The sequence below is a fragment of the Mycobacterium mantenii genome, from assembly GCF_001667865.1.
GTDB classification, from domain to species: domain Bacteria; phylum Actinomycetota; class Actinomycetes; order Mycobacteriales; family Mycobacteriaceae; genus Mycobacterium; species Mycobacterium mantenii_A.
Window position 1 is genome coordinate 113,407 of sequence record NZ_LZJP01000069.1, and the last position, 10,516, is coordinate 123,922.

Sequence of the window (10,516 nt, forward strand, 5' to 3'; positions counted from 1 at the left end):
TCGGCACCGCCCGCTGTCATCACTAAACTTTTGGAGTCAGATCCAGCGACGTGATCGTCGTCATCCTGGTCACCAGCCAGCGGCTGTTGGACCGCTTCAGAAACAGCCGGTACGACAGGTACTTCAGTGACGGCACGTTCTTGGTGAGCGGGCTGGTGGACGTCGTGTTGGTGTAGACGATGACCACGGCGTTCTGGTCGTCGAGCGTTTCGACCGCCGCACCGGTGACGTCGGTCCTGTTGGTGACCTTGGCCTGCTTGTTGGGGGCCACGATAGCGTCGACGAACTTGCGGTACTGCGCTTCGAAATCGCCGCTGAGGTAGTGCGATGCCCTATCGGCGAGCGTGTCCATGTTCTCCGGCGTGTACGTCCACAGCGTGGTGATCGCGTTGGCGGCGGTCCGTGCGACGTTGAGTTTCGTTGCGGCGTTGGCCTGGTCGGCCAGGTACGGCTGCACCATCGCGCCGGCGAACGCCGCGGAGCCGACGAACAGCAGGGCGGCAATCGTGGCGGCGACGGCCCAGGCCTTGCCGGCCCGCCGCTTCCTGCGTCCACCGTCGGCCGGCGGCGTGTCCGTGGCCTGCTCCGCGTCCTCGTCCGTGGCCTCGGCATCGGCGCCGGCCGCATCCTCGGATTCGGTTGTCGCTTCGGTCTTTTCGTCGTCGGGCTCCGTGCCGTCGCCCTTTGCCGCGCCAGTCGCCTCGTCGTCGGGGGCGGCTGGGTTCTCCTCGGCGGTCACGTCACCTGCTGCAGGCTGCTGATCTTCCACTGGTTCCCTTCCCGCGTCGCGGTCGCCGCCCAACGATTGGCGTTCTCCAACACCTGCTTTTCATCCGGCGACTTGGTGGTGATTGCCGTGGCCACCATGACGTTTGCGCTGCCATCGTCGTTCCATCGCTCCAGGCCGGCGTCCAGGACGCTGCCGGTGGCCGGTTCGGCGCGGGCGACCTGGAGCAGAATCTCGTTGGCGTTCTTCTGGTATTGCTTGGCGAAGTCGCCGGTCGCCTGGGCCAATACCCGGTTCACGTAGTCGTTGGCGTGAAAGGGATCGATGGATACGAATTGCGTCATGAACCCGCTGACGTAACTGACCACCTCGCGGTCCCTCGCCGTGTTCCGGGCCCGGGATTCATGCGACACCAGCATCAGTGTGCAGGCCGTGATCGCCGCCACCATCAGCACGGCGGCGACCGTGCCGGCCAGCGGCACCGGCCATGGCCGCCGCGCCTCGACCGGGCGAGTGATGAGCAGGGATCGCTCGCCGGGCGCGAACCTGCGGCGCGGGCTCATTTTCCACCCCCGGGCTGCTTCGGCTTGGTCAGCACGTTGAGATCGTCTACACGCCAAGCGTTTCCGCCGCCTTTGGCGAAGTTCACCCGCACCGTGGCGCTGATGTAGCGCTGCTCGGGACCGGTGCCGCGACGACCCTGCATGAACAGCAACATCGTCGCCCGATCCGGGCCCGCCGATTCGATCGAGCTGTTGGTGACCCAGTACTCGTTGATGACCGGGTGCCCCTTTTGCACCAAGTCCTGCTGGGCCGCCAGCTGGGATCGGTATTTGTCGGTCGCCAGCGACAGCGCCCGCGTGAAGTCGTCGTGCAGCGACTTGGGGTCATACGTCAGCATCTGGGCGACGATCTTCGGCCCCTGCGTGGCGATCTGGGCGCGGGTCTGATCGGTCGCCCGGTCCGTGGAGTACACCACGAAGAAGCTCATCGCGACCCCGGCCAGGCAGAGCACCACCGCACTGGACACCGCGACCGCGCTCCAACGCCGGATGTGGGCCGGCGCCGTGTCCGGTTCGACGCGGCGCACTTCGGTGCGCGCCAGCATGTCGGCGAAGGTACGGCGGCGTGAATCCCACAGGGGCCAAAGCCATCCCACGATCGACGCGGTATCGAGCAGGTGCAACAAGTCCCGCAACAGCAGGGTCCACGGCCCCGGCGCGTCACCGCTGCGCCGCGTCGCCGCGATACCCACCAGCGCGCGCCCCAGGCTCCAACCGAGGATCACCGGCAGCAGTAAACGGTTGACCAGCACCAGCAGCGTGACGATGCCGAGAACGGAAATGGCCAGCCACCACCACACGCCACCCGCCGGCACGGTGAACGAAACCAACGCCATCGTGGTGATGACGGCGATGCCCGGCAGCACGTCGACGGCGAATGCGCCGACACGAGAATGCCAGGGCGCCAAGGCTTCCCGCGGTGACTCCTGGATTGCCGAGGGCGCAGTCTGTTCGACCACCACCGTCACTTCGTCACCTGGTCGAGCTTCGAAATCTTGTACTGGCCCTCGGCGAAGGCCATTTTCACGCGCAGCCGGTACCCGGCCTCGCTCTGATTCTGGTCGCTGGCCACCTTGACGCGCATCGCGACGAGGATGTCGATCGAGGCGTCGGGGTTGTTGCGCTCCACCGCCGCCCGCATATCCGACACCTGAACGTGGACGTTCGCGGCCTGATACGCCTGCACAAGCATGCTGGTGTACAGCAGCGCCTGTGAGCGGAACGCGTCCGTGCCGCACTCGACGATCTTCTGCTCGCTGGCGGTCATCGCGTTGGTGTCCGGCGCCTGGGTGGCCGCGACGCACTCCATCGCCGCCTTCAGCGCCGCGGCGTCGTTGCGTGCGATCCGTTGGCTTTCGTGGTGGTAGTGCAAGGCGAGGTAGCCGCCGGCGCCGATGCCACCCGCGCACAGCACCAGCACCGCGGCGATGCCGGCGAGCCACCCGCGTCCCACCCGGGACGGGCCGCGCGGTACGGCCGCCGCGGGCGCGCCGGATTCCCCATCATCCTCGACATCGCCGTCGGACTCGGACCGGTCGGGGTCGACGTCGGCAGCACCTTCGGTGGATTCCACCTGGTCCTCGGGGGCATCCTGCGGACCGGTTTGCTCGGCTCCGTTCTCGGGTGCCGTCGAATCCTCGTTCTTGTCCTGGGTGGTCAACGAATCGTCCGTGTCGATGGGGTTCAGCCGGCTGGTGCCAGCATCTCCTTCCATCCATCGTCTCCTGTTCTGGTCGAGTTCTCGACGGAGTATTTAACCCCGTCTGGCCCTACCAGTTCACCGCTTTGGGGACTGTAGATCGCCGAGGGAGGCCCGCTGGGTTTGTAGACACACGGGTTGGGCTGCTGGCCATTGCACTGCACGGTACCCGACCCCGGCCGGGACAATGGATCGCTGGTGGGCGGGGGTGTGCCCGCCACCCGGTCCGAGGGTGCCGGGTTCAGCCCGTTGTCCACCGACGGCGCGGGGATCACCATGCCCGGCTTCACCGGCTGGTCGCAGCGCGCCGACGGTGCGGGGCAGGTCAGGATCTGGTTGGGGTCGCCGTACCAGGGGTTGGTACCCGCCGGCACGTACGGCTTGGGGTCACGGCACTCCCGCGGAGTCGCGGCCCGTTTGCCCGGAATGTCCGTGCATGGGATGTTGCGCGATCCGCGCACGCTGTTCGCCGGGGTCTCCATCGGGATCTTGCAGTACGTCCCCGTGGGCAACGGCTGGATGCTGGTGTCGGCCGGGGACCGCCACTCCGACGCCGGAATGAAGCCCGTCAGGCAGGGGGGCGGCTGGTTGATCGACAGCGCCAGGTCGAGAGCGGCCATGTTGGGGAACGGCGCGGCCACCGTCTGGGCGATCGACGCACCCTGCGGGAGGAACACCAGGACCTGCTCGACGCCGGTGTGGTAGCGCTTGAGCAGGTCGAAGACGACCTCGAGGTTGGCCAGCGTCTGCGGCAGCGAATCCCGCACGTCGCTGAAGACCGAGTTCACCTGGTCGGCCGTCGGCGCCGCCTGGCGCAGGATGCTTTTCAGGTGCTGGTCTTCCTGCGCGGACTGCGCGCCCAGCCTGTTCAGGTTGCGCGCCCAGCGTTCGATGTTGTCACCCGATTTGACCTGGCTGTCCAGCACCGGCCCGGAGTTCTGGATGATGTCGTTGACGTCGGTCATCTGGTTTTTGAAGTCGCCGACGATCGCCTGCGTGGCGTCGACCAACCGCTGCAGGTTGGGGCCCAACCCACCGACGGATTGCGCCGTCTCGTCGAGCAGCTGACCGATCTTGTCCTTGGGCAGCACCGACAGGCCGCGGTTCGCGGTGTCCAGGGCCGGCCCGATCTCGGCGGGCACGGTGCCCTTGGTGATGGTCTGCCCGTCCGCCAGGTACTTGCCGGGGTTCCCGCTCGAGGTCAGGTCCAGGTACTGCTCGCCGACCGCCGAGACGGAGTGCACGTTGGCCGTGGCGTCGATCGGGATCTTGTAGTGGCTGTCGATGCTCATCGTCGCCTGGGCACCGCGCTCGGTGGGCTCGACGTCGGTGACCTTGCCGATGGTGATGCCGCGATAGGTGACGTTGGCCGTGGGGTACAGGCCACCCGAGGCGGGCAGGTCGGCCTTCAGCGTGTAGCGGCCGATGCCAGCCAGGCTCGGGAGCTGCAGGTAATAAATCCCGAGCACGAGCAGCGAGATGACGGTCAGGATCCCGAAGGCGACCAGCTGGCGTCGGATGAAGGGAGTCAGCATTGGCTTCTGTCCGCCCTTTCCACCAGCGGTCCGCCGGGTGCGTCATTCGGGTTCGGCGTGTAGCGCACGTCCGGGATCATCGTTTCCGGATCGCGCCCGAACGACTGCTCGAGCGCCCGCAAGGCTCCCGACAACCCCGTTCCGGTCAGGAACGCGTTGTCGACGGCGCTGTAGGTCAGGTCGAGCGTCAGCGAGATGTTGATGTAGTCACCGCGGAAGATCTTCGGGACCGTGTCGATGTCGAACGGCTGGGTGAGGATCAACTTCAGCGCGCCGATCAGGTACGGCGAGGCCCGGCCGAGCTCCTTGAGCGGGCATTGCAGCGCCTGAAGATCGGTGTGCAGCGGACCGCGCGCCTCCGACAGGTACTGGTCGGCCGCCTGGCTGAGGCGTCCCACCGAGTCGACGGCGTTGATGAGGTGCTGCTGATAATCCTTGTTCGCGAAGAATTTGATCAGCGGCGGGATGTCGGTGAGCACCCGGTCCAGGACGTCGGCCCGGCCACCCACGTAGGTCAGCAGCCGGTCGGTGGAGTCGATGGCGTGGGTGATGTCGTCGCGCTGCTGGTTGAGCTGGCTGGTAAAGGTGTCCAGCTTGCCCAGCAGGGCCCGGATCTGGTCGCCGCGCCCGTTGAAGATGTTGTAGACCTCGTTCTGTAGCACCTCGAGGTTCGGGATTCCGCCGCCGCGCAGGATCAGCGACAGGCTGGCCAGCGTCTGCTCGGTCGTCGGGTAGGACGTCGAGTTCTTCAGCGGGATGGTGTCGCCGCTCTTGAGCAGCTCGGGCGATGGGTTCGGCGGAGCGGCCAGCTCGACGTGCTGGGAACCCAGCAGCGAGGTCTGGCCGATCTTGGCGGTGGCGTTCTTGGGCAGCTTGGTGTTCTTGTCCACGCCGAGCGTCAAAGTGGCGATCCAGTTCTTCAGCTGGATTGCCTTGATCGAGCCGACGAAGACGTCAGCGACCATCACCTTGCTGTTGCCGTTGATCGCCAGGGTGTCCGGCACTTGCACATAGATGGTCATGGCTCCCGACCCGCTGCCGGGGCCACCCGGAATCGCGACGTTGGAGATGCCTTTCCAGCCACACGAGCTCAGCACCATCGCAGCCACCAGCAACGTCAGCCCTTGCCAGGACCGGCGGCGGATCACCCGCAGCGCGCCGCTCACTGCCCGACGGTTCGGCTTGCCCGTCGCGCTCATCACGCTCGTCGCGCCCCTCACTGCCCACCTCCAAAGTCAGCGGGTGCTGCCGGGCCGCCCGCGTTCGGTGCGGGCGCGGCCACCGGCGCCGGTGTCGGAGCGACCGGTCCCGGGATCACGTCCGGCCCCGGCGGTGGCGGCTGGATCGGCACGGGAGCGTTCAGCCCCATGGGCGGCACGATCGGGTTCTCGTCGTAGGCGTTCGGCGGGCCCGGCGGGGTCTGCAGGTTCGACTGGACGGGCGCGATGTTGGGGCCGCCCATCAGCTCATTCAGCGAGTCCGGCGTCATCAGGCCCGCCGTGATCGGCCCGACCTGCTGGCCCTGCATGCCCGGCGCGACGATCCAGCCCGGCTGGGTGTTGCGGTGCGACGTCGGGGTGTCCGGCACCCAGATGCCCGGGACGGTGGTGTCCTTGTACCCGTTCGGCGGGTGCAGCCGATCCTCGGAGTAGGCGACCTCCTTGGGCAGCGTCTCGGCCGTGCTGAACAGGTTCAAGCCGAACGGCGGGTAGTTGAACTTGATCGCGTCGAGGATCGGCGAGAGGTACTGCGCGCACAGTTCGGCCGACTCCTGGTAACCGAGCCGGCTGCCGGCCTGGATCGCACTACAGATGAACTGCATCGGGTTCGCGAAGTTGGTGATCGACGGGATGGCGACCACCGAACCGTGCGACGGGTGATAGATCTGGTTGATGTTCGCCGCGGCCGTCGGCAGCACGTGCAACGCGGTCTCCAGCCCGTTCAGCGGATCCGGTTGCAGCAGCGCGTTCGTCGCGGTTTCCAGGTTGTTGATGTCTTGGACCAGCACGCCGCGGTTCTGGTCCAGCCAGGGCCGCACGGTGGTGAGCAGGCTGTCGAACTGCTGGATCGCGCTGGCCAGGTCAGTGTCGGAATGCGCGAGCCGCGTGGTGAAATCCGCCAGGTTCTCGTTGAGCGCGACGAACTGCTGGTCGTCCTGGTGCAGGGCGTTGACGAACAGCGCCAGGCTGCGCACCACCGCAAAGAAGTCGCCGCGACCCTCGTTCAACGCGGTCAGCGCCTGCGACAGGCTGCTCAGCGTGTTGTTGATCTGCTGGCCCTTGCCGGCCAGCCCGTTGGCGAAGGACTCGATGACCTCACCGAACGGGCCCTTCGGCTGTTCGGGTGTCGGGCCCAGCTTGGAGATGATGTTGGTGATGCTGTTGCGCAGCTGGTCCCACTCCACCGGCACCTGGGTGCGTTCTTCGGGGATCACCGCGTTGTCGGCCAGCACCGGGCCACCCTTGTAGGCCGGCTCGAGCTGGATGGCCCGCGAGGCAACCAGGGTGGGGTTGAGGATCACCGCCGAGGCGTTGGCCGGCACCCGGTACTTGTTCTCGTAGTGGAAGGTGACCTTCATCTTGTTGCCGCTGGGCTCGATCTTGTCGATCGCGCCCACCCGCAGGCCCATGATCTGGACCTTGTCCCCCGGGTACAGCGCGTTGGCCGCCGGGAAGTAGGCCACCACGGTGTTGGTGGTCAGCTTCTCGTACAGCCGCCAGCCGACGTAGCCGACGACGAGCGCCAGGATCACCACCAGGGATCCGATGATCACCGTTGCCCGGGACAGCCTCGGTAGCCGGATGTTCCGGATATCAAAGATGGTGCTCAATTCTGGCTACCTCCCCCGGCTGCGCCACTGCCTCCGGCTCCGCCGGGGTTGATGAACGGCGCCGGCAGTTGGTTGCCCGGCCCGGGTGGCGCCGGCGGTCCCGGCGGGAGTCCCGGCGCGAACGTCGACGGCGGCGGAGGCGGTCCGGCCGGCGCGAGGTTCTCGGTGCGGGCACCCGGCGGCGCTTGCGTCGGCAACGGCACCGGTGTTCCCGGAACGTCAGGAGGCGGATCGCCCGGCCGGCCCGCGATCGGGATGCCCGGCGTGGGCGGCAGACCGTCGGGGTTCGGCGGCGACGTCATCACGTCGACCGGCGCCGGGAAGCCCGGCCCACCGAACGGCCCGGAGGTCGCGCCCGCACAGGGCAGCGGGTTGTCCGGACGGGGAATCCCGTCGGCCGCCGGCGTGTACGAGCAGGGAGACCCCGGCGGCACCGCGGGACCCGGGTGGTCGGGCGTGCCCTCGAGCACCGGCGGCGCCGGCGGCGGCGCGCCGTTGGGGAACCGGGTGCCGTTGGGGTCGGGGAACCGGTAGGCCGGCAACCCGGCGCTGCGCCAGAAGTTCTCCGGATCGATGCCGCGCTTCTTGAAGGCGGCGTCGACCCACGGCTGCGAAATCTGGTAAAGGGCCAGGTTGTGCAGGACCACCTTGAAGAACGGTCCCGAGGCGATGGCCTCGTTCAGGGACGGCAGGAACTTGCCCACCTCGGTGAAACCGTTGGCCAGGTCGTCCTTGCGCTGCACCAGGATGTCGCTGACCGTGCGCAGCTGTTCCAGCACGTGGTTCAGGTTCGGGTTGTCGTTGATCAGGCCCTTGACCTGCTCGGAGAAGGCGGCGATGTTGCCCAGCAAGGCGTTGATGGCCTGGCCGCGCTCGTTGAAGGCGGCCAGCAGCGTCTTGGTGTTGACCAGTAATCGGTCGATCTGATCGCTGCGGTTACCGAGGATGCCGGCCACCTGGTTGGCCTGCGCGAGCAGGTGCTTGACCTCTTCATCGCGCTTGCCGATGGTGTCGGAAAACCTTTGCACGCCTTCGAGCGCCGGGCTCAGGTGCGGGTAGGTCTGGTCGATGGTCTGCGACAGCACGTGCAGTGACTGTTTGACGGTGTCGATGTCCCAGCCCTGGGCGGCCTTGGTGACGTCGAAGAACGCGTCGTAAATCTGGTAGGGCGTGGTGCTCTGGCCGATCGGCAAGGTCTGGCCCGGCCGCAGCGGCTGGTTGCCGCGCGCCTCCAGGTCTAGGACCTTCTTTCCGAGGATGGTGTCGGTCTTGACCGCGAGCCGGCTCTCGGTGCCGAAGCGTGCGGTGCCGGCGTTGAACTGGACCACGATGTGATCGCCGTCGATCTTGAGGCCCTCCACCTTGCCGACGTCCACGCCGGCGATGCGCACCTTGTCGCCTTTGCTGAGGCCGCCGGTGTCGCTGAACTGCCCGTAGTAGTGCGGCTTGGCCATCAACATCGGGACACTGGTGAAGCTCTGGCCCACGCCGATCACCAGCACCGTCACGACGATGCCCATCAGACCGATGCGAACCCGGTTGGGTGGTTCCAGTGTTCTCATTGCGGAGTGCACCTACCCGTCGGCTGCTGGAACAGCCGGACCGTGCGGACCGGGCCACCGGCCTGCAGACCGTTGATCTTCAGCGTGATGTCGCAGGCGTAGAAGTTGACGAAGTCCCCGTAGGAGCCGATGGCGCGCCCGATCATGTTCAGCGCCGTCGGCACCTTCTTGAGGTAGTCCTGCAGTTGGTCTTGCTGGTCGATCAGCGGCTGCTGGACGGTGTCCAGGTAGTTGATCGTCTTGTGCAGCAGGCCGCGGTCCTCGGCCAGCAGGTCGGCGACCGTGCCGGCGGCGTTGCTGATGTGCGCGGTCCCCCCGGCCAGTTGCTCTTTGTGATCCTTGAGCCCGGTGATCAGCACCTCGAGGTTGTTGATGGTCTGGTCGAACTGCTGCCGGTGCCGAACCGTCGTGTCCAGCACGATGTTCAGGTTCTTGATGACTTCGCCGATCGCTTGGTCGCGCTCACCGAGCTGGCTGGTGAGCTGTGCGGTGTTGTCGAGGATGTCGTTGATGGTGCCGCCCTGGCCCTGGAACACGGTGACCAACGCGCTGGCGATGGTGTTGACCTTCTGCGGGTCAAGCGCCCGGAACAGCGGTTTGAACCCACCGATCAGAGCGTCGAGGTCCAGGGCCGGCTGGGTGCGGGACAACGGGATGAAGCCCCCGGCCGGCAGGACCTTGTCGGCGCCCTCGCCCTGACCGCGCTTGAGCTCCAGGTAGCGGTTGCCGATCAGGTCGAGGTAGCGGATCTGGGCGGAGGTCGACTGGTAGAGCGGGATCGAGCGGTCGACGTTGAAACTCACCCGGGCACGCTTGCCGCCGTCGACCAGCTCCACCGTGTCGACCTTGCCGACCTCCACCCCGGAGGCGCGCACGAACTGGCCCGCGCGCAGGCCGCTGACGTTGGTGAACTCCGCCGAATACTTGTTGGTGCGGTCGAAGCGCATCTGACCGAACACCACGATGATCATCACGGTGAAGATCAGCAGCACCACCGAGAAGATGCTGAGTTTGACAATGGTTCCGGTGATTTTCATGGGTTGATCGTGTTATCCCCTACCTGGCGTCCCCAGACGTACTCGATCGCATACGGCGATCCGGTGTCCAGGTGGTTGTACGGCGCGAGGCTGTTGCCGGAGTCCATCACCAGTTCCGGCGCGGGCCACAGGTCGTGGGTGAGCGGCTGCCAGCATCCCGGCGCACCGCCCGGGCCGCCGCGCGCGTTCACCCGCGGCAGGTTCTCCGGGTAGACGTACGGGTTGGGCGCACCGCCGACCAGGCCGGCCGTGGCGCCGAGTCCCAGCGTGAGCGCGGCGACCGCGACCAGCGACAGGGGATTGGCGACCAGTCCCAGTCCGGACAGCGCCTGGGTGTGGGCAACCAGCGAGTAGCCGTTGCCGCCGAGGAAGGACGAGGCCTTGGGCTCGATGTCGTGGTAGTTGCGCACGGTGCAGAACAGCTCGGGACTGTAGGTGTCCAGCAACTGCGCCGTCGGCACCAGGTCTTCGGCGCCGCGCGCCAGGTACGGGCCACCCTTGTTGAACAACTCCGCACCGGTGTTGCCGAACCCGGCCGCCGACAGCAACGCCTGATCCAGATC

General features: G+C 66.9%; 10 protein-coding genes. All 10 read right to left on the minus strand.

Annotated elements, in window-relative coordinates:
* Nucleotides 1-22: 22 nt before the first annotated feature.
* Nucleotides 23-769 carry a mammalian cell entry protein gene (locus A5688_RS11495; protein ID WP_067913197.1) on the minus strand — a complete coding sequence of 249 codons (747 nt, stop codon included), beginning with the start codon at nt 767-769 and terminating at the stop codon, nt 23-25.
* Complete coding sequence (locus A5688_RS11500; RefSeq protein WP_067913214.1) at nt 736-1,290, minus strand: mammalian cell entry protein; 555 nt, start codon at nt 1,288-1,290, stop codon at nt 736-738. The genes A5688_RS11495 and A5688_RS11500 overlap by 34 nt, the downstream gene beginning before the upstream one ends.
* On the minus strand, nt 1,287-2,258 hold the full coding sequence (locus tag A5688_RS11505) for an RDD family protein (protein WP_067913194.1): 972 nt from the start codon (nt 2,256-2,258) through the stop codon (nt 1,287-1,289). The genes A5688_RS11500 and A5688_RS11505 overlap by 4 nt, the downstream gene beginning before the upstream one ends.
* Complete coding sequence (locus tag A5688_RS11510; protein WP_067913191.1) at nt 2,255-3,004, minus strand: Mce protein; 750 nt, start codon at nt 3,002-3,004, stop codon at nt 2,255-2,257. The genes A5688_RS11505 and A5688_RS11510 overlap by 4 nt, the downstream gene beginning before the upstream one ends.
* Nucleotides 2,974-4,524 carry a virulence factor Mce family protein gene (locus A5688_RS11515; protein ID WP_067835031.1) on the minus strand — a complete coding sequence of 517 codons (1,551 nt, stop codon included), beginning with the start codon at nt 4,522-4,524 and terminating at the stop codon, nt 2,974-2,976. The genes A5688_RS11510 and A5688_RS11515 overlap by 31 nt, the downstream gene beginning before the upstream one ends.
* Nucleotides 4,518-5,723, minus strand: coding sequence for a virulence factor Mce family protein (locus tag A5688_RS11520; protein WP_067835030.1), 1,206 nt, complete (start codon nt 5,721-5,723; stop codon nt 4,518-4,520). Before A5688_RS11520 ends, A5688_RS11515 begins: the two co-directional genes overlap by 7 nt.
* 17 nt (nt 5,724-5,740) lie before the next feature.
* Nucleotides 5,741-7,354 carry a virulence factor Mce family protein gene (locus A5688_RS11525; protein ID WP_067835029.1) on the minus strand — a complete coding sequence of 538 codons (1,614 nt, stop codon included), beginning with the start codon at nt 7,352-7,354 and terminating at the stop codon, nt 5,741-5,743.
* Entirely contained in the window at nt 7,351-8,916 is a 1,566-nt protein-coding gene (locus A5688_RS11530; protein ID WP_067835028.1) for a virulence factor Mce family protein, read from the minus strand. The genes A5688_RS11525 and A5688_RS11530 overlap by 4 nt, the downstream gene beginning before the upstream one ends.
* Nucleotides 8,913-9,953, minus strand: a complete 1,041-nt coding sequence (locus tag A5688_RS11535; protein ID WP_067835027.1) for a virulence factor Mce family protein — start codon at nt 9,951-9,953, stop codon at nt 8,913-8,915. Before A5688_RS11535 ends, A5688_RS11530 begins: the two co-directional genes overlap by 4 nt.
* Nucleotides 9,950-10,516: MCE family protein (locus A5688_RS11540; protein WP_207546645.1), on the minus strand; the 567-nt coding region annotated here is incomplete at its 5' end. The genes A5688_RS11540 and A5688_RS11535, both read right to left, overlap by 4 nt.